Here is a 22,587-nt window from a genome sequence, read left to right on the forward strand (position 1 = left end):
GGCCGCGGATCTGTCACGAGTGGCGACCTCAACCGTGCACTCGTGACGGATCCGGATGCCTCGGCTCAGGCGCGATGAATGCGGCGAGGTCCGCGGCCACCCGCTCGGGCCGCTCCCACAGCACCAGATGGCCGGTGCTCTCGTAGCTGACCAGCCGGCTGCCGGGGATCGCGCGCGCCAGCTCGTCGGCCTGCGCGGCCGGGAGCACGTCGTCGTCAGCGCCCCACAGGATGAGCGTCGGCACGGCGATCCTCCCGCCGCGCGTCGGTGGAACGGCGGTGGCCAATCCGTCCAGTACCGCCAGCCACACGTGCTTCGGGATCGTCAGCGCGGCGTCCGTCTGCACCGCGAGGAACGCCGGCGCGACCGGTGCGTGCACGGCGATCGCCGCGTTCACGGCGGCCACGTCGTCGCGCGTCACCGGGTCGCCGAAGCCCTCCAGCAGGCTCCGGAGCGCATCCGGGACGAGGCCCCGCAGATCGCTGGGCGAGCCGATCAGCACCAGGCCGCGCACGCGGTCGGGATGCTCCGCCGCGATCTGCTGGGCGACGTACCCGCCGCTGGAGGTGCCGACGACCCAGCACCGCCGGATGCCGAGCGCATCGAGCAGGGCGATCATGTCGTCCGCGGCATCCCGGGGTCCGTAGCCGCCCGCGGGCTTCGCGCTGTCGCCGACGCCGCGCTGATCGGGCGCGATGAGCCGCAGCGAACCCGGCAGCAGCGGAACGAGACCGTCGAACACGCGATGGGTCTCGCCCCAGGCATGCAGCAGCAGCACCGGCTCACCGTCGCCCTGCTCGTGGACGGCGAGCGTCAGTCCCGTTCCCAGGGCCACGCGGCGCATGCCGCCAGTATGCCGCGTGCTACGTCGGCCCGAGCCGCCTTCCGTCGTGCTGATAGGCTCGCGAAATCGGCGTCGGCACATGGGATGCAGGCGTCAACTGGGGAATTCTCGCTGGGGAGAGCGCACCGCTGCGCCTGCGTCGAGATTCACGAGCAATCGGGAGAGTGAACAGGATGCAGACGAAGACGCTGCTTTCGCGTGCGGGGATCACCGTGGTCGCCGCACTCGCCATCAGTTCGATCGGAGGGATGCCGGCCCTCGCCGACGGCCTCGGGCCGACCGTGTCGGTCAGCCCGTCGCCGGTGTGCCTCGCACACGACTTCACGGTCACCGGTACCGGCCAGGCTCCGGGAAGCTACGAGGTCTCGATCTCGAACGTCGATTCCGTGAACCTCGTCGACCCGGCATCCCTGTCCCCGATCACGGTGGATGGGACCGGCGCATTCAGCACGACGCTGACTGCCCGTCCGGATGCCCCGGCCGGCGACTACACGGCGACGTTCGCCCCGACCGACGCCGCCGGCACCCTGTTCACGGCCCCGGTCACGGCGACCGGATGCCTTTCCACCGCCGTGCCGACGATCGCAGGGTCGGCGATCGTCGGGACGACACTGACCGCCAAGCCCGGCATCTGGACCACCGGGACGACCTTCGCGTATCAGTGGTACGCGGCGGGAACCGCCATTCCGGGCGCCACTGCACCGACCTTCCGCCTGACGACGCTGCAGGACGGCAAGAGCATCACGGTCAAAGTCACCGGGTCGAAGACCGGGTACGCGATCGTCGCGCGGACCTCCGTCGGAACCAAACTCGTCATGCGCCCGGCGACCCCGAAGATCTCCGGCTACGCCGCCGTCGGTCTGACCCTCAAGGCTGTGCCCGGCACCTGGAGCCCCGGCACGACGTTCTCGTACCACTGGTACGCGAACGGCACCGCGATCACCGGGGCGAGCGCCTCCGCGTTCAAGCTCACGGCGGCCCAGCGCGACAAGCGGATCAGCGTCCGGGTGACGGGCTCCAAGTCCGGATACCCGACCGTGGCACGCACCTCGGCATCCACCCTGCGGACGACGCTCTCCGGCCCGGCCACCATCACCGGCACACCGCTGTACGGCAAGACCCTCACCGCTCACCACGGCACCTGGGCCACCGGCACGGCGTTCTCGTACCACTGGTACGCGAACGGGGTCTACATCACCGGGGCGACGAGGTCCACGCTGTACCTCGGCACCTCGCTGAAGACCAAGAACATCACGGTCAAGGTCACGGGCACCAAGTCCGGGTACGCGACCGTCGTAAGGACCTCGCCCGCGACCCTCAAGGTGGCGACGGCATCCACCCCGACCATCAGCGGCACCAAGCAGGTCGGCAAGATCCTCACCGCCCACCCGGGGACGTGGACGACCGGCACCGCGTTCGCCTATCAGTGGTACGTCTCGGGCACGGCGATCACCGGCGCGAAGTACTCCACGCTGAAGCTGACCGCCGGCACCAAGGGCAAGCGGATCACCGTCAAGGTCACCGGCCGCAAGTACGGATACCCGACGATCGCCAAGGTGTCGGCCGCGACCGCGGCCATCGCCGCCGCACCGCGGTGCGACCCGAATTACGCGTGGGCGTGCGTGCCGATCGCGAGCGACGTGGACTGCGCCGGCGGCGGCGGCAACGGCCCCGCCTACGTGGTCGGCCCCGTCAAGGTCATCGGCGTCGACATCTACCGCCTCGACAGCGACCACGACGGCATCGGCTGCGAGTAGCAGCCACCGCTGCGCGCGGCGGCCCCACTCAGGTCGTCGCGCGCACCGGCGCCGCCAGCAGCACCGTGCGGCCGTCGCTCGAGCGCAGTTCGATCCGCACGATGTCCGCCACCGGGACCGAGGTGGAATCCGTCGTGCGCACGACGTCTCCGGGGCCCGCGGTCCAGGTCGCCACGCGCTGCGCCTTGCCGCCGGCGGTCACGATCCACAGGCCGTAGTCCCAGCGCTCGTAACCGCCCGAGGCGGACGCCGTCCACCGGCACACCATGCCGATCGACGTTCCCCACTTCTTCGTGGTGAGGGTGACGTCGGCCGTGAGCGGCAGCCGCGTGGAGGATGCCGCGGGCTGGTGCAGGCTCGCCGTGACGGTGGGCGCCGCGACCGGCGTGATCAGGGACGGCACGAACATCGCGCCGACGGCGACCACCACCGCTGCCGCACTCGCGACCAGGGCGGTCAGCCAGCGCCGGCGCAAGCGGATGCGGCGCACCCGGCCCGCGAGGGCCGGAACCAGATCGGGGACCGTCCGCGTTTCGGCGGACCGCGCATCCACCTCGTCGAGCAGAGCCAGCGCCTCGTCGCGAGGAACCGCGCCGAGCAGCGCCGGGACGCCGGCGAGGTCGGCGACGGCCGCCGCACACGACGGGCACGACGCGAGGTGCTCCTCGTACGCACGCCGGTCGGCTGCCGACAGGGCACCGAGCAGATAGGCGGCATCCCACTCGTGGAACAGCGCGTGATCCTGCGTCACCTCGGTCATCGGGTCACCCCCTTCTCCTGCAGAGCGAGCTTGAGTGCGCGCAGCCCGTAGTGCATGCGCGACTTCACGGTGCCTTCCGGGATGCCGAGCGCCCCGGCGATCTCAGCCGTCGACCGCCCGCCGTAGTAGGCGTGCACGATCACCGCCCGGTGCTCGTACGACAGGCCGGCCAGGGCGTCCGCGACCAGCCAGCGGTCGAACCGGGCGTCGATGTCGTCTTCGGTGGGCGCATCGGGCAGCTCGTCGGTCGCGATCTCGTGCACGCTGCGGGCGCTGCGCACCCCGTCGATCACGAGGTTGTGGGCGACGGTGAAAAGCCACGCACGGGCGGATGCCCCGCTCTGGTCGAGCACGCTCGGCTTGCGCCAGGCGCGCAGCAGGGTCTCCTGGACGATGTCGTCCGCCTGCAGGGTGCTCCCGGTGAGGGAGATCACATACCGCCGCAGCGACGGGGCGTATTCGTCGTTCAGGGCGCGCAGCAGAGCAGCATCGTCGGCCGTCATCCTCTGTGTCGCCCCCTCACACGCTCAAGTGTGCGCCCCCGGCCGGATCGCCGGGTGGCATCAGTGACACGAGACCGGACCGCCCGATGGTTCACGCCGGGGCCCGAAGACGCCGCCGGCCGGAACCCCGATCGAGGTTCCGGCCGACGGTCAGTTCATCACAGCGCCTGGATGTTCGCTGCCTGCATGCCCTTGGGTCCGCGCTCGGCGTCGAATTCGACCTTCTGCCCCTCCTGGAGCTCCTTGAACCCGTCGCCTGCGATCGCGCTGTAGTGCGCGAACAGGTCGGCCGAGCCGTCGTCCGGTGCGATGAATCCGTAGCCCTTCTCGGAGTTGAACCACTTCACGGTGCCAGTAGCCATCGTGTCTTTCCTTCTTGTTGTTCGGGTCGCCGAGGCGACCGGGGTGCCGCGCCGACGAGTGCGGCGCAGACGTTTTCTGGGGCGGGCGTGCCCGCCGGGGTGGTGGCGGATGCCGGCATCCTCATGCTGTCCGCAGAATCTTCTCCATCGCCTTGCCACGGGCGAGCTCATCGACGAGCTTGTCCAGGTAGCGGATCTTCTGCATCAGGGGATCGTCGATCTCCTGCACCTTGACCCCGCAGACGACCCCGGTGATGAGCGAGGCGTTCGGGTTGAGGTGGGCGTCCGCGAAGAACTCCGCGAACGTCGACTCCTCGGCGAGCTGCTGCTGCAACCCGTTCTCGTCGAAGCCGGTGAGCCACGTGATGACCTCGTCGAGCTCGTCCTTCGATCGGCCTTTGCGCTCCACCTTGTTCAGGTAGAGCGGGTAGACCGACGCGACGGTCGTGCCGAAGATCCTGTGCTCCACAGGACCAGCGTACTCAGCGACGGCCCACTGCGCCCGCAAAGAGCGAATGAATCAGGGGAAGCGCCGATGCAATCATGAAGACGACACCCAGCGGAGGGCTCACCGGGAGCAGCAGGATGCCCCCGACCAGCAGCCCTGCGAAGATCACCGCGGACATCACCCGGCGTGCCACGCGCTCCAGTCGTTCGAGCTTGCGATCCAGCGCCGGGGTGGACACATCGAGCCTTCCGGCCTCGATCCGGTCGATCACCGAGTCGATGCGGTTGGGGAGCCGGGCGACCACGCCGAGGGTCGACAGCACCTGTTTGGCGGCATCCTGAATCGCACTGCCGCCCTCTTCGGACAGCAGCCGCGACGCGAACGGCTCGATCGAACTCCAGATGTTGAACTGCGGATCCAGCGCGCTGCAGACTCCGGAGGTGAGCGACATCGCGCGGATCACGAGCAGGAAGTTCTCCGGCAGCTGGAACGGCAGCGCGCGGATCGCGTGGCCGAACTCGTCGCCGAACTTCTGGAACTCGGCCGGATCCACGTCCCGCAGCTGCGCGAATCCCATACCCCCGAAACGCGCGAAAAGTTCGGTCAGCGCCTTCTCCAGCGCGTACGTGTCGGCGTTGGGCAGCAGCATCCCGACGTCCTGGATGCCGGCGACCAGTCCCTTGCCGTCGCGCGCGGCGATCGCGATGAGCAGGCGCCGCAGGCCGGCGCGCAGCGAATCCGGGATCGCTCCCATCATCCCGAAGTCGATGAACGTGAGGCGCCATCCGGGCCCGGCACCCGGGACGGCATCCGGAAGCGGTGTCACGAAGATGTTGCCGGGGTGCGGGTCGGCGTGGAAGCGCCCGTGCGTGAACAGCTGCTCGAACATGACCTCGGCGAAGACGGCCGCCACCGCCGACGGATCGATCCCGGCCGCGCGCAGGGATGCCACGTCGTTGATCTTGATCGCGGTGACGTCCGACAGTGTCAGCACGCGCCGGGTGGTGCGCTCCCACGCGACGATCGGCGCGCCGACCCGCGGGTCGGGGGCGAAGTCCTCGGCGAACAGCTCGGCACTGGCGCCTTCGTGCAGGTAGTCGATCTCCTGCAGGCTCGTGTGCGCGAACTCCTCGACCAGCGCCGGCGTGTCGACGTGGGATGCCACGACCCGCACCCGGCTCAGCCACCGCGCCACCTGGCGAAGCGCCGCCAGGTCGGTGTCGACGATCTGGTCGATCCCGGGACGCTGCACCTTGACGACGACGTCGGCGAATCCGGTCTCGGCCGCGATCGCGTCCGGCAGCCGCGCCCGGTGCGCCTGCCCCAGGGATGCCGCGGCGACGGGGGTCTCGTCGAACGCCGCGTACGCGCGCTCCAGCGGCATCCCGAGCTCCGCCTCGGCGAGTTCCCGGATGCCGGCGAACGGCACCGGGGGCACCTCGTCCTGCAGGCCCGCCAGCTCTTCGGTGATCGCCGGAGGAAGCACGTCCAGGCGCGCGGACAGGAACTGCCCGACCTTGATCATCAGCCCGCCCAGTTCGATCGCGAGCGCATGGAAGCGCCGGGCGATGCGGGTCAGACGCGCGTCGCGCCCGGCCGCGGCGCGGCGCCCCAGGCCGAAGCGCGGCAGGAACAGCTCGAACCACCACATCTCGACGATCACGCGGCCCGCGAATCGCAGGATCCGCCGGTACCGTCTGCCGGTGATTCGCGCCGATGCCACGCGGTCAGCCCTGCGCGAGGATGCCGTAGAGCTTGCGCCGGGCTTCGTCGAGCGCGACGACCGCCTCGGCGACCTGCTCGGGGCTGCCGGTGCGGCCGACCTGGGCGGCGACCTGCAGCAGCTCGATCCCGGCCTTGGGCAGCGCGCCGTGCTCGCGGGCCGACGTCGCCTCCCACGGGGCGGGCTTGTCGGCGGCGGCCGCCGCCTCGGCCCGGCCCGCCTCGGTGAGCGAATAGGTCTTGCGGCCGTTCGCCTCCGTCGCGGTGAGGAGTCCCTCGTCGGTGAGCATCTGCAACGTCGGGTAGACCGAGCCGGCGCTCGGCTTCCACGCCCCGTTGCTGCGCTGCTCGATCTCGCTGATGATCTGGTAGCCGTGCATCGGCTGCTCCGCGAGCAGGGCGATGACGGCGGCGCGCACGTCGCCCTTGGACATGCGCGGGCTCATGCGCTGCTCGAACGTCGAGCGCAACTGGCCGAGGGCGTCCCAGAGCCCTTCGCGATGCTGGCCGTTGCCGAATCCGTAGGCGCCGAAGCCGCCCGAGTTGGTACCGCTCATGATGACCTCCCCCGCCGAGCGTTTCTCAGCGATATACAACGATATATCGCTGACCTCGATCGGCCTAGGGTGAAGGGGCCGATCCCTCACATTCTCGTCCTCGGACGGGCAAGACTGGGAGTCATGACCGAATCCCCGCATCCGCACGCCGAGCCGACCGCCGCGGCGGCCTTCTGGGAGCAGCGGTACGCCGAGTCCGACCGCGTCTGGTCGGGCCGCGTGAACGCCGTGCTCGCGGATGTCGCCACCGGACTGGAGCCCGCCACCGCACTCGACCTCGGCTGCGGCGAAGGCGGGGATGCCGTGTGGCTCGCCGAGCACGGCTGGACGGTGACCGCCGTCGACATCTCACCCACTGCCGTGGCACGCGGCGAGGCGGCCGCCCGCGAGCGCGGCCTCGAGGATCGGCTGCGGTTCGTCGCCGCAGACCTCGAGACGTTCGAGACCGACGGGCGCTTCGCGCTGGTGACCGCCAGCTTCCTGCACTCCCCGACGATGCTCGACCGGGTGGCGGTGCTGCGGCGGGCGGCGGAGTTCGTCGCCCCGGACGGGCACCTTCTCATCACCTCGCACGCCGCGCCCCCGCCATGGGCCTCGCAGCTGCACGAGCACGCCGCCGAGCTGCTGCCGCCCGACGAGGACCTCGCCCGTCTCGCCTACGACCCGGCCGCCTGGGAGACCGTGCTGTGCGAGGTGCGCCGCCGGGACGCCACGGCCCCCGACGGCTCCCCCGCGACCCTCGACGACGGCGTCATCCTCCTCCGCCGCCGGTAGTGGCCCGGGATGGGCAGTCCTGCACCCCGGCCGTTGAGCGCCCTTCGTGTCGCTGGCGCTCGCCCAGGAACCGCGCAGCGAGACGACACGTCCCCGCGTCCGCCGGTCGTTGAGCGAGCGTAGCGAGACGAAACGCTCGCCCGGGTTGGGCATCAAGATGTGCTGCAACCCGCTTGCATTGTGGATGCGTGTTCGATAGTGTGGAGGTATCGAGTTCGAACATTTCAACGGATCGGAGGGAGCACCATGGCCGACACGTCGCACGGTGGGCTCTCTCCGGTGCTGTCTGACCTGGACATGCTGGTCGATGATCTGGGGGCGGCGCGGGCCCGGGCCGCGTCCGCGTTCGCGGTCGAGATGCACTTCTTCGCCGGGGTCGCCGCCCTGGTACGACGGCGGGAACACGAGCGCGCCCAGCAGACCGACACCGGGGCGGTGGTGTCCGCATCGCAATTGGCGATGCGGGAGATCTACGCCGAGATCGCCGCCGCGCTGCGCCTGTCCGAGTACCAGGTCGCGTCCCGGGTGAACCAAGCCCACGTGCTGATGACCCGGTTCACCGAGACCATGTACGAGGTCAGCGACGGCAACGTGTCCCCGCAGCACGCGACCACGATCGCGGACGTCGGCGGCGTCATCGACGACCCCGACATCCGGCGGAAGTATGAGCGGTACGCGATCGACCTGGCCGGCGAGCTCACTCCCGCCCAACTGAAGGACGCCCTGGGTGTGTTGGTGGACCGGCTCGACCCCCACGGCACCCAGGACCGGATCAAGGAAGCCGTGCAACGCCGGTCCGTACGCAAACGGGTGCTCGAGCCAGGCGTGGGGCAGCTGATCATCACCGGCCCCACCGCCCACATCGAAGGCACCTACAACCGCCTCACCGACATCGCCACCGAACTCCACACCCAAAACCAAGAAGACGCCGCAGCGGCCGAGGGCAATGCGACTGACTCGGACACGGAGTTCGTTCCGGATGAGCGCACGAGGGCGCAGATCATGGCCGATGTCGCCTTGGACCTGCTGCTCACCAGCGTCCCCGACGGGCACGGCACCACCCCCGAACACCGCGATGCACTCGGCGCCATTACAGCCACCGTGCACCTCACCATCCCCGCCTCCACCCTGGCCGGCACCACGTTCGGCGGCACGCAGATCCCCGGCGCAGGCCTCGTCGACGACGACACCGCCCGACACCTCGCCGGCGGATCCGACGACTGGTACCGGATCTTCACCGACCCGACCACCGGAACCCCGGTCACCGTCGACAAACGCCGACCCTGCACCGCCATGCGACGTCTCCTGCAAGCCAGGGATGAGACCTGCCGGTTCCCCGGCTGCCGCCGCCCCGCCAAAAAATGCGACATCGACCACACCACCGCACACGCCGACGGCGGACCCACCGCCCTGTGCAACCTCGCCTGCCTCTGCGAACGCCACCACACCGTGAAACACCACACCGACTGGACCGTGCAGCAACTCCCCGGCGGCATCCTCCACTTCACCTCACCCACACGACGCGGATACCGCACCCGACCCCCGGCCGCCGTCCGATTCGTCCCCGACCGACCACCCGGCAACCCACCAGGGAATGCCGATGCGCCTGGTCGTTCCGGAAGACCGGGGAGCCGCGCCGGCCACCCGCTCGCGCCCCGCCGCGAACACGGAGAACATCCTCCCTTCTGACGATGACTCCCGGATGTCGGAGGTCGGTGCTTGCATGGGCCACATGAGTACGACAGCATCTGCCGACGGCACCCCGATCGCATACACCGTGGTGGGCGACGGGCGCACCGTCGTGATCGTCAACGGCGCCCTCTCCACGGGGGCGGATGCCGGCCCCCTCGCCGAGGCCCTCGCCGACGCCGGCTTCCGGGCCGTGACCTGGGATCGCCGAGCCCGCGTGGGCAGCGGCGACAAGCGCGGATCAACCCCCGAAGACGAGGTCGCCGACCTCGCCGCCGTGATCGACGCGGTCGGCGGGGCGGATGCCGTGCTGGGCCACTCGTCCGGTGCGATCCTGGCCCTCTACGCAGCCCACCGCGGCGTGCCGACCGGCGCACTGTTCCTGTCGGAACCGCCCATCCAGTTCGACGACGCCGGCTACGGCGAGGAGCTCGTCGTCCGCCTTCAGCAGCTGGTCGACGACGGGCATCCCGAGGAGGCCGTCGCGGCCTTCCAGCTCGGCGCGATCGGACTGCCCGCCGACATGGTGGACGCCGGTCGCACCAACGGGATGCTCGCCGCCCTCGCCCCGCTCGGGCAGTCCGTCGTCTACGACGCGCAGCTCACCCTGCGCCTGAAGCAGCCGAGCGCCGACGCGCTGGCGGTGACCCAACCGGTCACGGTGCTGCGCGGTGAGCAGACGTTCCCGTTCCTCATCGGCTCGTCCGACCGGCTGGCGGGCGCGGTGCCCGGCGCCGAACTGGTGGTCGTCCCCGAGTCGGTGATGCACCGCGCCGACCCGGTCGCCACGGCCCGCGTGATCACGCAGCGGATGTGACCGTGCCCGGCGCCACGGCATCCTCGCACGCCCGCCGCACTAGCATGGCCCCGTGACCAGCGCCCCTCCCCTGCGCGACCCCGGCGCCCGCGAGCCGGGCGCCCGTCCGTACCTCCTGCTCATCGAAGACGACCCCAAGCTCGGGCCGCTCACGGCGAAGGTGCTCTCCACGTCGTTCGAGGTCGAGCTCGTCGCCGATCCCGAGCAGGGGCTCGAGCGCGCGCTCAGCGGAGACCACGACGTCATGGTCATCGACCGGCGCCTGCCGCATGCCGACGGCATGGACATCGTGCAGAAGGCGCGCGCCCAGCGCATCGCGTCGCCGATCCTCATGCTCACGGCGCTCGGCACCACGTCCGACAAGGTCGAGGGGCTGGATGCCGGCGCCAACGACTACCTCGTCAAGCCGTTCGAATTCGATGAGCTGAAAGCGCGCCTGCGCGCGCTGACGCGCACGTTCGATCCGCAGGGGAAGGCGCTTCCGATCGGCGACTGGACCTTCTACCCCGACGACGACTTCGTGCACTCCCCGTATCTCGGCCGCGTGCTGCTGACCCCGCGCGAGTCGTCCCTCCTGCGCCTGCTCGCGGAGCATCCGGAGCGCACCTACACGCGGGAGCAGATCCTGCGGACCGTGTTCAGCACCGAAGATCAGCCCGGCACGGTCGACACGTACGTCCACTACCTGCGCCGCAAGACCGAACGCGACATCATCCTGACCGTTCGCCACAAGGGCTACCGGCTGGGCCAGCTCTGATCCCCCGGCGATCCCGAGGCACGACATGACCCGCAAGAGCCCCGCGCAGACCAGTGCCGACGCCGCCGCGATCACGCGCGCGTCGCGCATCGTCACGGCGCAGATCACGGCGGTGGCGGCCCTCATCGTGGCACTCGTCGTCGTGGTGTCGGTGATCTACGTCGTGCGGCAGTCGGCGCCTCGCGAACGCCTCGAGAAGCCGCCGCCCGGCCAGACGCGCATCTACGTGGATGCGCAGACCGTGCTCGCCGCGCTCGTCATCGTCGGGGTGGGCGCGATCATCCTGGCCAGCCTGCTGAGCTGGCTCATCGCGCGACGGGCGGTGCGTCCCCTGGGCGACGCGCTCCGGATGCAGCGGACCTTCGTGGCGGATGCCAGCCATGAGCTGCGCACCCCGCTCACCGTCATCAGCGCGCGGGTCGAGGTGCTCAAGCAGGACCTGGATGCCGGCGAGGACCCCGGCGAGAACCTCGACGAGCTGCGCGCTGACGTGGCCGCGCTCGGCGATGTGATCACCGATCTGCTGCTGGCCTCCTCCCCGCGCGAGGACACCGCCGAGCCGTATGCCGTGGCCGACGTGATCGAACCGGCTGTGGACGACCTGCGCCTGCTCGGCACACCGCGCGGCATCCGGCTGAACGTGACCATCGAACCCGGCATCAGCACCCGTGTGCCGCCCGCGACGCTGCGCCGCAGCATCGTCGCCCTCGTCGACAACGCGATCGCGCACTCTCCGGACGGATCCTCCGTCGAGGTGTCGGCGGTCACCGCAGCCCGGGGCCGGTTCGCGCTCGCGGTCACCGACCACGGTCCGGGGCTCCAGGGCATCGACCGGTATCGCGTGTTCGAGCGGTTCGCGCACAGCGATGCCGGCTCGACGCGAGAGGGGTTCGGCCTCGGTCTCGCGCTCGTGCGCGACCTGGCGGACCGCAACGGGGGCCGCATCGAGGTGACCGACACGTCGTCGTCGGGGACGACGTTCACCCTGACCCTGCCGACCGGCTGAACGCATCTCAGACGATTCTGAGAGCGCTCGTCGTTCACTGAGAGGATGCAGCCACTCGTCACCGGTCGGCAGGCGGCCCGTGTGCGGCGCTCTCCGCAGCGCGTTCCCGACCCGACCCCGCTGTTCTGGGCGACGAAGGCTGTGTCAACGGCACTCGGCGAGGCCGCGTCGGACTTCAGCATCCACGTGATGCCGCCCGTCGTCGCGGTCCTTTGCGGTTTCGCGGCGTTCGTCGTGGCGCTCGTCATCCAGCTCGGGCGCCGTCGCTACACGCCCTGGGCGTACTGGCTGACGGTCGCGATGGTGGGCGTGTTCGGCACGATGGCCGCCGACGTCGTGCACGTCGCCTTCGGGGTGCCGTATCCGCTGTCGACCCTGTTCTACGCGCTCGTGCTCGCCGCGGTCTTCGTGCTGTGGCGGCGCACGGAGGGAACCCTCTCGGTGCATGAGGTCACCACGACCCGCCGCGAGCTGTTCTACTGGGCGGCCGTGGTCGCCACGTTCGCCATGGGCACGGCCCTCGGCGACTTCACGGCGTACGGCCTCGGCCTCGGATACGTGGCCTCCATCGCGCTCTTCGCGGTGCTGATCCTGGTCCCGGCGATCGGGTACCGGTTCTGGCGCTGGAACGCGGTGTTCAGCTTCTGGTTCGCGTACGTGGTGACGCGGCCCCTCGGAGCATCGGTCGCGGACTGGCTCGCGAAGCCGGAGGCCGTCGGCGGCCTCGGCCTCGGCGGCGGCTGGGTGACTCTGGCCTTCGCCGCCGTGATGGTGGTGCTGGTCGGCTTGATGTACCTGCCGGTGTCGCGGCGTCGTCTGTCCGACGACCTGGTGTGACCGCCGGCACGCGAAGAAGCGGCATACCCTCGTAGCGTGACGACCTCGGTGCTGGTCTCCACCCTGATCGGCGTCGCCGTGCTCATCGCGGTCGCCACCGGGGTGCTCGCCGTGTTCGGCGCGCCGCACCGGTGGGCGCCGGCGCTGGCGGTGCTGCGGGGGATGCTGCAGCTCGCCGTGGTGAGCGTCATCCTCACCGGCGTCATCACGAACGCGCTGTGGGTGGGGCTGGCCCTGGTGGTGATGTTCGTCGTGGCGTCTTCGACGGCCACGCACCGGATCGGCTGGTCGGGGTCGCACGCCCTGATGATGTTCTCGGCGATGGCGGCGGGGATCGCCGTGACCCTCGTCGTCGTGTTCACCACCGGCGCGATCGAGTTCTCCGCCCGCTACGTCCTGGCGATCGGCGGCATCGTGATCGGCAACTCGATGGGCATCGCGACCCTCGCCGGACGCCGGTTCACCGAGATGACGATCGATCAGTGGGATCAGGTCGAGGGATGGATGGCGCTCGGCGCCGCACCCCGCCAGTCCACGCGCGACCTGGCACGACAGGCCGTGTACTCGGCCCTCATCCCGTCGACCGATCAGACCAAGACGACGGGGCTGGTGACCCTTCCGGGGGCGTTCGTCGGCGCCATCTTCGGCGGCGTCTCGCCGCTGGAGGCCGGCCGGTTCCAGATCGTCGTGCTCGCCGGCATCATGGCGGCGGGCGCGGTGACGGCGGTGCTCGTGACGCTGTGGATGGCACCGGTGCGGGTGAAGCCGGTGCCGCTGCGATAGCGGAGTTATCCACAGGCCGGCGGGCGTCGGTTGAAGCAGCATCGACGTTCCGTGTTCGATGGGGCGACGAGCATCCGCCGCCCTGAGGAGGACACATGTCGCCACCCGCGGCCCGACCGGCCCCGTACGTGTCGTATCCGCGTTCGACGTCCGAGCCCCGCACGGATGCCGCGCTCCCCGACCCCACACCGCTGCTGCACAACCTCACGCAGGGCGTGCTGGAGGTGATCGCGGGGATGCGGCCGGTGGAGCACCTGGCGCGCTGGATGTCGGAGCCGGCGTTCCGGTCCATCGTCGTGCGGGCGAACCTGGCGGCGCGGGCCCGGAGTGCGCGCGGCATCCCGGCGGCGACCTCGGCGGTGGTGGTGACCACGGTTCGCTGCACCTGGCCTGCCGACGACGTCGTCGAGGCGACGGTCATCGTCGCCGGAAAGGCGCGCACCCGGGCGGTCGCGGTGCGGCTCGAGGAGTTCCGGGGTCGATGGCGCGCGGAGTCCATCGCGATGCTCTAAGAAACCTAAGGGACTTCTCATAGCGGGCGGCTGTGATCGGCCCTAGGGTGGGAGTCGGGCCCGTGTTCGGAACTTGCCGTTGCAGTTGCAGAACACCGAGGGGGCCCGATGCCGGCGACACTCGCACACATCCCGCTGTGGGACGACGACGACCGGAGGCGGCCGGTGGCCGCGCTCCCCGACCCGGAGGCGCTCATCCGCAACCTCGCGCGGGGCATCCTCGAGGTGCGCGCCGGGGTTCGCGAGCCGGCGCAGCTCGCCCGCTTCCTCGCGCAGGAGCCCTATCGCGCGCTCGTCCAGCGGGCGACGCAGGCCGCGCAGGCACGACGGCGGTCGGGCTCGGCACCGGTGCGCCCGGCGATCAGCATCCTGAGCGTGCGCTGGACCGCACCGGCCGCCGACGCCATCGAGGCGGCCGTCGTGGTCCGGCCCGGCGACCGGATCCGCGCGATCACGATGCGGCTCGAAGCCATCGGGTCCCGGTGGCGCGCCACGGACATCGTCGTCATCTGACCTGTCCTCCCGGCCGGACCACGGCCTGCGGGTAGCCTGAGTGCGATGACCTCGCCCGTCCCGACCGCCCCGACGCGGTGGCTTCCGGCGCTCCTCCATTCCGCGGGGATGGCACGGGCGTTCACTCTCGCCGCGTTCGCCGCCGTGCTGTCGGCGAACGCGATCCAATGGCTGGCCGGGACCGTCACGTACGTCACGATCATCGTGGGCCTGTGCGTCATCGGGGTCGGGATGCTGGTGGCCCGCCGCCAGGAGATCCGCTTTCTGCACCTCGTGCCGATCTCGCTGATCCTCTTCGTGGGCTGGTGCGCGATCAGCGTGTTCTGGAGCGCCTCGCCGTCCGACACCGTGATCGGCACGATCTCCCAGGTCGGGATCGCCCTGCTCGCGATCGTCGTCGGGCATGTGCGCGACACCCTGCAGACCGCGCGCGCCCTCGGCGACGTGATGCGCTGGCTGCTGTCGATCTCGCTCGGGCTGGAGATCGTCGTCGGCATCCTCATGCCGCACCCGCTGCACCTGTTCGGCATCGACGGCAACATCGCGCAGTTCGGGCCCATCGAGGGCATCTTCGGCTCGCGCAACATGCTGGGCTTCGTGGCCGTCCTGGCCCTGGTCACCTTCTTCATCGAGTGGCGCAGCGCATCGGTCTCCCCGCGACTGGCGGGGTTCTCCGTCGTGGTGGCGGGCCTTCTCGCGGTGTTCAGCCGCTCCCCCGTGGTGCTGGTGCTCGCCGCCGCCGTCGGACTCGCCGCCGGTGCCCTGACGCTGGTGCGCCGGGTGCGCCCCCGCGACCGGGCCCCCGTCCAGTGGGTGCTCGGCGTCATCGTGCTGCTCGGGGTCATCGCGGCGTATCTGCTGCGGCACCAGATCATCCGCGCGGCAGGGTCGGAGTTCTCGATCCGGGCGAACCTGTGGCGGGTGCTCGCCCCGTACGTGCGCACCTATCCCGTGCAGGGCTGGGGCTGGTTCGGCCCGTGGCCGCTGGAGCAGTATCCGTTCCAGTCCATCAACTACTCGATCGACCGCAGCTACACGACATCCCTGAATGGGTACGCCGACCTGCTGCTGCAGGTCGGCTGGGTGGGCGTGGTCCTGTTCGCCGCCCTCGCCGGCGTCGCGCTGGTGCGGTCGTGGCTGGTCGCGAGCCAGCGCGGCTCGATCGTCTACGCGTGGGTGCCGATGATCCTCGTCACGATCCTCACCAACTCGGTGTTCGAGAGCGTCGCGCTGTTCGGCGCGGGCTGGATGATCCTCGTGGTGTGCGCGGTGCGAGCCGGGCAGACCCGGTCGTGGCGCGAGCGCCTCGCGAGTCCCGAACCGGACGAGGGTCTCCCCCACCGCACCTGACGCGGGTCAGACCACCGGAACGGCGGATGCCGGAGCCCGCAGCAGCTCGCGGAACGCGGCCTCCGCCGCGCCCACCAGCTGACGGTCGACGCCGAGCAGCGCGGGGCGGATCTCGAGGTCCTCCGCACTGGCGGGCATGCACTGGGCGCGCACCTGCGCGGCGAGATCGTCGGGGGCGAGCTCCTCGAGCGTCGCGAGGAAGCCGCCCAGCACGACGATGGAGGGGTTCAGCACGTTGACCGCGTTGGCGAGCGCCGCCGCCAGCACCCGGGTCTGGCGGGAGAGCTCGATCGCGACCGCCGGATCGGCGGAGGACGCGATCGCGGCGGCCAGCATCGTCTCGTCCACTCCGCTCAGTCCGAGCAGCGCCAGGACGCGGTCGCGGTTGACCTCGTCCTCGAGCACGCCGCCGGGCGCGCGCTGGTCGGCGGCGTCGAGGATGCCGGGACGGTTCTGCCCGAACTCGCCGGCGTATCCGGCGGCGCCGGTGACCGGCATCCCGTGCACGACGAGTCCGCCGCCGATGCCGCTGGCGCTGTCGAGGTAGACGACGTGGTCGATGCCGCGCGCGGCGCCGAAGAGGTGCTCGGCCACGGCGCCGAGGCTCGCGTCGTTCTCGACGAAGGCCGGCAATCCGGTGCGGCATGCGACGAGGTCGCGCAGCGGGGCATCCCGCCAGCCCAGGTGGGGCGCCTGGCGCACGAGCCCGTCGGCGACCCGGACGAGTCCCGGCACGGCCATCCCGATTCCGACGATGCGGGATCCGGCGAGCGCGGCATCCTGCCAGTCGCGCACCCGGCCGGCGATGAGGTCGGCGGTCTGCTCGGGCGTGAGGGGGCCGTCGACCGGGATCCGCTCGCGCAGCGCGACGGTCTGGTCCAGGCGCACGGCGGCGAGCGTGACGGCATCCACCTCGGTGTTCGCGGCGATCGCGACGACCCGGGGATCGACGGAGGCGACCGGCGACGGGCGGCCGACGCGGTTGGTCGGCTCGGGGGCGCTCTCTTCGACGAGGCCGAGTTCGACGAGTTCCGCGATGAGGCTCGCGGTGGTCGATCTGTTCAGTCCGGTGCGCTCGGTGAGACTCGCTCGCGGCTGCGGACCCTCCAGATGGAGGATCTGCAGGACACGCCCCAGATTCGCCTCGCGGGCGCCCAGCACCGCTTCCATCACCATTCCTCCACACTAGACCTTTTCCGCCATATGTTGTATGCTCCAACAAATACCAATTCGACGACGAACAGGAATGCCATGACCGTCCCCACGCCCACGCGCGACGACAAGTTCTCCTTCGGTCTCTGGACGATCGGCTACAACGGCGCCGACCCGTTCGGCGGCCCCACCCGCCCCGCCCTCGACGTGGTGCACGTCGTCGAGAAGCTCTCCGAGCTGGGCGCCTACGGCCTCACCTTCCACGACGACGACCTCTTCGCGTTCGGCTCCACCGACGCCGAGCGCCAGAACCAGATCGACCGCCTCAAGGGCGCGCTGGGTGCCACCGGCCTCATCGTCCCGATGGTGACCACCAACCTCTTCTCCGCCCCGGTCTTCAAGGACGGCGGGTTCACCTCCAACGACCGCGCCGTGCGCCGGTTCGCGCTGCGCAAGGTGCTGCGCAACCTCGACCTCGCCGCGGAGCTCGGCGCGAAGACCTTCGTCATGTGGGGCGGCCGCGAGGGCGCCGAGTACGACAGCGCGAAGGACATCCGCGCCGCGCTCGAGCGCTACCGCGAGGCCGTGAACCTGCTCGGCGACTACGTCACCGACAAGGGCTACGACATCCGCTTCGCGATCGAGCCGAAGCCGAACGAGCCGCGCGGCGACATCCTCCTGCCCACCCTCGGGCACGCGATCGCGTTCATCGACTCCCTGGAGCGTCCGGAGCTCGTCGGCCTCAACCCCGAGGTCGGGCACGAGCAGATGGCCGGACTCAACTTCGCCGCCGGCATCGCGCAGGCGCTCGACCGCGGCAAGCTCTTCCACATCGACCTCAACGGCCAGCGCGGCATCAAGTACGACCAGGACCTCGTGTTCGGCCACGGCGACCTGCACAACGCGTTCGCGCTCGTCGACCTGCTCGAGAACGGCGGCCCGAACGGCGGACCCGCGTACGACGGTCCGCGCCACTTCGACTACAAGCCCTCGCGCACCGAGGACGAGACCGGCGTGTGGGACTCGGCTGCGGCCAACATGCGCATGTACCTGCTGCTGAAGGAGCGCGCCCGCGCGTTCCGGGCCGACCCCGAGGTGCAGGAAGCCCTCGCCGCGGCCCGCGTCGACGAGCTGCGCCAGCCCACGCTCGGCGCCGGCGAGTCCTACGACGACCTCCTGGCCGACCGCTCCGCCTACGAGGACTTCGACCCCGCCGGCTACTTCGGTGCCCGCGGCTTCGGCTTCGTCCGCCTGCAGCAGCTGGCCGCCGAGCACCTGATGGGTGCTCGCTGAGATGACCGATCGCACGCTCGTCGCCGGTGTCGACTCGTCGACCCAGTCCTGCAAGGTGGTGATCGTCGATCTCGCCACCGGCGACGTCGTGCGCACCGGCCGCGCCTCCCATCCGGAGGGCACCGAAGTCGACCCGGACGCGTGGTGGGTCGCACTGCAGAGTGCGATCCGGGATGCCGGCGGCCTCGACGACGTCGCGGCCGTCTCGATCGGCGGTCAGCAGCACGGCATGGTCGCGCTGGATTCCGAGGGCCGGGTCATCCGTCCGGCGCTGCTGTGGAACGACACCCGCTCGGCGGATGCCGCAGCCGACCTCGTCCGCGAGGTCGGCGCCGCGGAGTACGCCCGGCGTACCGGCGTCGTCCCGGTGGCGTCCTTCACCGCGACGAAGCTGCGCTGGCTGCGCGACGCGGAGCCCGAGAACGCGGCCCGTGTCGCCGCCGTCGCCCTTCCGCACGACTGGCTGACCTGGCGGCTGCGCGGCTTCGGCCCCGACGACCCGCAGCTCGACGAGCTGGTGACCGACCGCTCCGACGCATCCGGCACCGCCTACCACGGCCCGGACGGCTACGATCGCGACCTGCTCGTGCGCGCCCTCGGCCACGACGCCGTACTGCCGCGTGTGCTCGGCCCGGCGGAGTCGGTGCGGGCCGGCGAGCTCGTCGTCGGAGCCGGCTCGGGCGACAACGCCGGCGCCGCGCTCGGTCTGGACGCCGCCCCCGGCGACGTCGTCGTGTCGCTCGGCACCTCCGGCACGGTGTTCGCGGTGACCGACCGGCCCACGGCGGATGCCACCGGAACAGTCGCCGGATTCGCCGACGCCACCGGCCGCTACCTCCCTCTCATCGCGACGCTGAACGCCGCCCGCGTGCTCGACGCGGTCGCCGCGCTGCTGGCCGTCTCGCACGACGAACTCGGCGCCCTGGCACTCGAGGCCGAACCGGGCGCCGGAGGCGTCGTCCTGGTGCCGTGGTTCGAGGGCGAGCGCACTCCGAACCTGCCGGATGCCCGGGCATCCGTCTCGGGGCTGACCCTCGCCACGACGACCCGCCCGCATCTCGCCCGTGCCGCGATCGAGGGGATGCTCTGCTCCCTCGCCCTCGGCCTCGAAGCGATCCGCGCCCAGGGCGTCGACGCGCGCCGCATCCGCCTCATCGGCGGTGCCGCGCGAAACCCGGCGGTCTCCCGCATCGCCGCACAGGTCTTCGACCTCCCGGTGACGGTGCCCGAACCCGCGGAGTACGTCGCGCTCGGGGCCGCCCGCCAGGCCGGGTGGGCGCTGACCGGGGAGCGCCCCGCCTGGCAGGTGCCGGTGGAGGCATCCCCCGCCGTCGACACCCGCCCCGAGATCCTGGCGGCGTATCGCGCAGCGGCGGACGCCGCGGCCCGGGAGGCATGAGCGACGGAGGACCACGCAACCGGGAGGCGCGCCGTACCTCCGAAAAGGCAATGAGGATCTGGGCAATATACTGATTCTCAGATCATTCTTAATGATCTGTTTCCCTTGCGTTCACCTCACCCTCCCGGCCCACATGCACTCCGTAGTCCTCTCCTTGATCGTCGTCGTGCGCGCCGACGGCACTGAGTTGGACGAGTTCCTGGCTTCGCTGGCCACGCAGGTGCTCACCGACGTCGAGTGCATCTTCGCCGTGATCGGCTCCGACGCACTGCAGCTGCGCGTGGCGGAGGCCGTCGACGACCGCGGCATCCGCGCCACGGTCCTCCAGGCCTCCGTCCCCGACGCCTCCACGGCACGGCGCGAGGCGCTCGCCCGGGCCGCCGGCGACTGGGTCACCTTCCCGAACGCACGGGATGTGCTGGGACGCAACTACGTCGAAGCTCTCGTGGGCGAGATCACCGAGCACGGCGAATCGGTCGATGCGATCGCCGTTCCCGGTCGCAGTCTGAGCTCGACCGCCGCGTGGGTCGAACCCCACCCGGGCCGCACCGTCGCACTCGATGCGACGCTGAACGGTCTGACCGGGGATGTCAGCCGGCTGGCCCTGCGCCGCTCTCCGGTCGGGCCGGCCGGAGAGACCACCGACCAGTACTACGACGAGCTTCTGGTGATCGACCTGCTCGAGCACCGCGGCGCTCCGACCGCGGTCCGCTTCGTGGGCGGCACTCTCTATCTCCGGCGACCGCTCCCTCCCCTCGACGCGCAGACCGCGCGGCTGCGCGGGGATGCCGCCCGCTATCTCGCGCTCCTCGATGAGATCGCCCGACGTCTTCCCGACTCTCCCGCCCAGACGTCCTGGAAGCACTGGTACTCACTGCGAACCATTTCGCGTCTCCTGGCCTTCGAAAACACCACCGTGCGACGCGCGACCTCCCTCCGCGGGGCGGACGGCGCGCGGTTCCGCGCGGCATTCCGCGACGTCCTCGCTCTTTTCGACGACCAGCTCTTCTCGTCGCACGCCGAGCGAGCGGATGCCGCCGACGAACGCCGTGACATGCTCCTGGCGCTCAAGGGGCGCACCGGCGTCGCCGCGGCCGCGCACATCGTCGGCGTGGATGCCGATGCGGCGCTGATGCAGGTGCGGCACACCCGCTGGTCGCCCACGTCGACCGAAGAGCTGCAGACCGACGGTGCGCCCGCCGAGCCCGTCTACGGCAAGCGCCGCGCCGTCGAGGCGTTCGGCTCGACGATCTATCAAGAACGCATCGTGTGGATTCCGATCCATGGCCGCCACAGCCTGCGGGTGGACGGCGTCGATGTCGCGATCCTGCTCGCCGACGGGGAAGCCCCGGCCGTCCCCGACGATCCCCATGCCTTCGCGGCGCAGGTCGAGGACCATCTGCGGCCCGGATCCGCCGTCGGCGCAGCACCGGAGACCCCCGGTCGTCAGGGCTGGCGTGCCGCGCTGCGCCAGGCGCGGAGGTCGTGGCTGAGCCGTGCCGCGGTGGTGCGTGGCCTGGCGCGCGTTCCCGGAGTCGCGAGCGGATTCGACGATGCCTGGCTGCTGATGGACCGTGCCAACATGGGCCGCGACAACGCCGAGCACATGTATCGGTGGCTGATGGAGCATCACCCCGAGGTCAACGCGTGGTTCGTGCTGCGTTCGGATTCGCCCGACTTCGCGCGGCTCAAGGCCGAAGGGTTCCGTCTCGTCCCGTACGGGTCGCTGCGGCACCAGCTCCTGCTGAACAAGACCACGCAGTACCTGTCCTCGCATGTCGGCATCGATGTGAGCCGTCCGATCTTCGATCGCTATCTGCTGCGACACGCGCCGTGGACGTTCACCTTCCTGCAGCACGGGGTGATCCACAACGACCTGTCGATCTGGCTGAACAGGCAGAAGATGCGCCTGTTCATCACATCGACCCCGCAGGAGCACGAGGCCATCGCCGGCGATGACTCGCCCTACGTCTTCACAGATCGCGAAGCCCGCATGACCGGGCTCCCCCGGTTCGACAGCCTGCGCCGCATCGCCGATGCCGCGCCGGTCGAGAAGCGGCGCTCGATCGTGATCGCCCCCACCTGGCGCAATGGACTGTTCGAGCCTCCGACGGCGTCCGGCGAACTCCGCAAGCCCAAGGCGGGGTTCCGCGATTCGCCGTTCATCCGGTCCATCCTCGGCGTGCTGGGAGACGACCGCCTGCGCTCCCTCGCGCAGCGCGGGTACACGGTCACCTTCGTTCCGCACCCGAATCTCGCCGAGCACTTTCCGTACGACGCCATCCCCGACCATGTCGAGGTGACCACCTACGACAAAGCCGACGTACAGGAACTCATCGGCAACGCCGCCGTGTTCCTCACCGACTACTCGTCAGTGGCATTCGACGCGGCATTCGCCGAGGCGAGGGTGGTCTACATGCACATCGACGGCGGGGCGGTCTACGGCATCACGCACACGCTGTACCCCGGCTACTTCGACTTCGAGCGGGACGGGTTCGGTCCGGTCTGCACGACGGCCGATGCGGCGATGCAGGCCATCGATGACGCTGTCGCCGGCCGCACGCCGCACCTCTACCGCAAGCGCGTGCGCGACACTTTCCCTTACTGGGATCAGGGCGCGTGCGCGCGCGTCTTCGACGCGGCGATCACTGACCTGAATCTGCGCATCGGCGAACCGGACCGACGCCCTGGGGAGTACAGCATCACATGACGACAGCACCACGCCGCCTGGCGCGCCGGCTCCGGAGCGCCG

At 70.6% G+C, this 22,587-nt stretch carries 22 protein-coding genes; 14 read left to right on the forward strand and 8 right to left on the reverse strand.

The window, feature by feature from the left end:
- Positions 1-28: 28 nt before the first annotated feature.
- Complete coding sequence (locus LK09_RS01960; protein WP_052226302.1) at positions 29-844, reverse strand: alpha/beta fold hydrolase; 816 nt, start codon at positions 842-844, stop codon at positions 29-31.
- A gap of 173 nt (positions 845-1,017) precedes the next feature.
- On the opposite strand from LK09_RS01960, the gene LK09_RS21880 reads away from it, so the two are divergent.
- A complete protein-coding gene (locus LK09_RS21880) occupies positions 1,018-2,601 on the forward strand; it encodes a hypothetical protein (protein ID WP_052226303.1) in 1,584 nt (527 codons plus the stop codon).
- 28 nt (positions 2,602-2,629) lie between these two features.
- Here LK09_RS21880 and LK09_RS01970 read toward each other — a convergent pair whose 3' ends face one another.
- The 6 genes from LK09_RS01970 to LK09_RS01995 form a co-directional block, all read right to left on the reverse strand.
- On the reverse strand, positions 2,630-3,361 hold the full coding sequence (locus tag LK09_RS01970; RefSeq protein ID WP_052226304.1) for an anti-sigma factor family protein: 732 nt from the start codon (positions 3,359-3,361) through the stop codon (positions 2,630-2,632).
- A complete protein-coding gene (locus LK09_RS01975) occupies positions 3,358-3,864 on the reverse strand; it encodes a sigma-70 family RNA polymerase sigma factor (protein WP_052226305.1) in 507 nt (168 codons plus the stop codon). The genes LK09_RS01970 and LK09_RS01975 overlap by 4 nt, the downstream gene beginning before the upstream one ends.
- 158 nt (positions 3,865-4,022) lie before the next feature.
- Complete coding sequence (locus LK09_RS01980) at positions 4,023-4,226, reverse strand: cold-shock protein (protein WP_039395184.1); 204 nt, start codon at positions 4,224-4,226, stop codon at positions 4,023-4,025.
- A gap of 121 nt (positions 4,227-4,347) precedes the next feature.
- A complete protein-coding gene (locus tag LK09_RS01985) occupies positions 4,348-4,695 on the reverse strand; it encodes a DUF2200 domain-containing protein (protein WP_039395187.1) in 348 nt (115 codons plus the stop codon).
- 13 nt (positions 4,696-4,708) lie between these two features.
- Entirely contained in the window at positions 4,709-6,397 is a 1,689-nt protein-coding gene (locus LK09_RS01990; protein WP_039395190.1) for an ABC1 kinase family protein, read from the reverse strand.
- A 4-nt stretch (positions 6,398-6,401) separates the two neighbouring features.
- Positions 6,402-6,953, reverse strand: coding sequence for a PadR family transcriptional regulator (locus LK09_RS01995; protein WP_039395192.1), 552 nt, complete (start codon positions 6,951-6,953; stop codon positions 6,402-6,404).
- A 123-nt stretch (positions 6,954-7,076) separates the two neighbouring features.
- Between LK09_RS01995 and LK09_RS02000 the strand changes: the two genes are divergently transcribed.
- The 10 genes from LK09_RS02000 (at position 7,077) to LK09_RS02045 (ending at position 15,991) form a co-directional block, all read left to right on the forward strand.
- On the forward strand, positions 7,077-7,727 hold the full coding sequence (locus LK09_RS02000; RefSeq protein ID WP_039395195.1) for a class I SAM-dependent methyltransferase: 651 nt from the start codon (positions 7,077-7,079) through the stop codon (positions 7,725-7,727).
- Between the two features lie 246 nt (positions 7,728-7,973).
- A complete protein-coding gene (locus LK09_RS02005; protein ID WP_052226306.1) occupies positions 7,974-9,416 on the forward strand; it encodes an HNH endonuclease signature motif containing protein in 1,443 nt (480 codons plus the stop codon).
- Positions 9,417-9,459: 43 nt separating this feature from the next.
- A complete protein-coding gene (locus LK09_RS02010) occupies positions 9,460-10,233 on the forward strand; it encodes an alpha/beta fold hydrolase (RefSeq protein WP_039395688.1) in 774 nt (257 codons plus the stop codon).
- Positions 10,234-10,285: 52 nt separating this feature from the next.
- Positions 10,286-10,990: a response regulator transcription factor gene (locus LK09_RS02015; protein WP_231562927.1), complete on the forward strand. Its 705-nt coding sequence runs from the start codon at positions 10,286-10,288 to the stop codon at positions 10,988-10,990.
- 25 nt (positions 10,991-11,015) lie between these two features.
- Positions 11,016-11,996, forward strand: a complete 981-nt coding sequence (locus LK09_RS02020) for a sensor histidine kinase (protein ID WP_039395198.1) — start codon at positions 11,016-11,018, stop codon at positions 11,994-11,996.
- A gap of 45 nt (positions 11,997-12,041) precedes the next feature.
- Positions 12,042-12,833 carry a COG4705 family protein gene (locus LK09_RS02025; RefSeq protein ID WP_052226307.1) on the forward strand — a complete coding sequence of 264 codons (792 nt, stop codon included), beginning with the start codon at positions 12,042-12,044 and terminating at the stop codon, positions 12,831-12,833.
- Between the two features lie 36 nt (positions 12,834-12,869).
- The gene (locus tag LK09_RS02030; RefSeq protein WP_039395201.1) at positions 12,870-13,616 is read left to right on the forward strand and encodes an ABC transporter permease; all 747 of its coding nucleotides are present in this window, start codon (positions 12,870-12,872) and stop codon (positions 13,614-13,616) included.
- Between the two features lie 95 nt (positions 13,617-13,711).
- The gene (locus LK09_RS02035; RefSeq protein WP_039395204.1) at positions 13,712-14,128 is read left to right on the forward strand and encodes an Rv3235 family protein; all 417 of its coding nucleotides are present in this window, start codon (positions 13,712-13,714) and stop codon (positions 14,126-14,128) included.
- 108 nt (positions 14,129-14,236) lie between these two features.
- Complete coding sequence (locus tag LK09_RS02040) at positions 14,237-14,641, forward strand: Rv3235 family protein (protein WP_052226308.1); 405 nt, start codon at positions 14,237-14,239, stop codon at positions 14,639-14,641.
- Between the two features lie 45 nt (positions 14,642-14,686).
- On the forward strand, positions 14,687-15,991 hold the full coding sequence (locus tag LK09_RS02045; protein WP_039395207.1) for an O-antigen ligase family protein: 1,305 nt from the start codon (positions 14,687-14,689) through the stop codon (positions 15,989-15,991).
- A 6-nt stretch (positions 15,992-15,997) separates the two neighbouring features.
- Here LK09_RS02045 and LK09_RS02050 read toward each other — a convergent pair whose 3' ends face one another.
- Positions 15,998-17,167, reverse strand: a complete 1,170-nt coding sequence (locus tag LK09_RS02050) for an ROK family transcriptional regulator (protein WP_331454258.1) — start codon at positions 17,165-17,167, stop codon at positions 15,998-16,000.
- A 75-nt stretch (positions 17,168-17,242) separates the two neighbouring features.
- Here LK09_RS02050 and xylA point away from each other — a divergent pair, with 75 nt between their 5' ends.
- From xylA to LK09_RS02065, 3 genes are all read left to right on the forward strand, one after another.
- On the forward strand, positions 17,243-18,436 hold the full coding sequence (xylA, locus tag LK09_RS02055; protein WP_039395213.1) for a xylose isomerase: 1,194 nt from the start codon (positions 17,243-17,245) through the stop codon (positions 18,434-18,436).
- Position 18,437: 1 nt separating this feature from the next.
- Positions 18,438-19,835, forward strand: coding sequence for a xylulokinase (gene xylB / locus LK09_RS02060; RefSeq protein WP_039395217.1), 1,398 nt, complete (start codon positions 18,438-18,440; stop codon positions 19,833-19,835).
- A gap of 133 nt (positions 19,836-19,968) precedes the next feature.
- Entirely contained in the window at positions 19,969-22,545 is a 2,577-nt protein-coding gene (locus LK09_RS02065; RefSeq protein ID WP_197060948.1) for a CDP-glycerol glycerophosphotransferase family protein, read from the forward strand.
- The last annotated feature ends 42 nt before the right edge of the window (positions 22,546-22,587 follow it).

Source organism: Microbacterium mangrovi (assembly GCF_000802305.1).
GTDB lineage: Bacteria > Actinomycetota > Actinomycetes > Actinomycetales > Microbacteriaceae > Microbacterium > Microbacterium mangrovi.